Genomic DNA, 367 nt, shown 5'->3' with positions numbered 1-367 from the left:
TCCATGTGGACCAGCATGTCGATCGTGATGATCGGCGGCCTCGCCCTTGGAACGCTGATCACGCTGGGTCTCATTCCAGCGCTGTATGCCGCGCTCTACCGCATTCACCCGACCGAGGAGGCATGATCATGGCTATTGGAAATCGAGTTGCCTGCCTGTCGATTGCTGTGCTTGTGGCGCTGTCTTCTGGCTGCGCCTCTGTGGCCCCCAGGACCGAGATCCCTGACGCGGCAGCCCGGCATCATGTGGGCCAGGCCCGCACGCCGGCGGCGCTGGATGCGGATGTCCTGCCTGGGACGCCCAACAGGCAATGGTGGAAGGACTTCTCCGACCCCAACCTGGATGCGCTGGTCAGCCTGGCCATGCG

At 64.0% G+C, this 367-nt stretch carries 1 pseudogene; it reads left to right on the top strand.

The window, feature by feature from the left end:
• Positions 1 to 122: 122 nt before the first annotated feature.
• Positions 123 to 367 (top strand): annotated as a pseudogene (locus D7T59_RS21165) (TolC family protein); the annotation flags it as partial.

Origin of the sequence: Stenotrophomonas maltophilia (genome assembly GCF_013464915.1) — a bacterium.
In the GTDB taxonomy this organism is placed as follows: Bacteria; Pseudomonadota; Gammaproteobacteria; order Xanthomonadales; family Xanthomonadaceae; genus Stenotrophomonas; species Stenotrophomonas maltophilia_AT.
The sequence above is the reverse complement of the archived record's forward strand: the minus strand, read 5'-3'. Positions and strand labels throughout refer to the sequence as shown.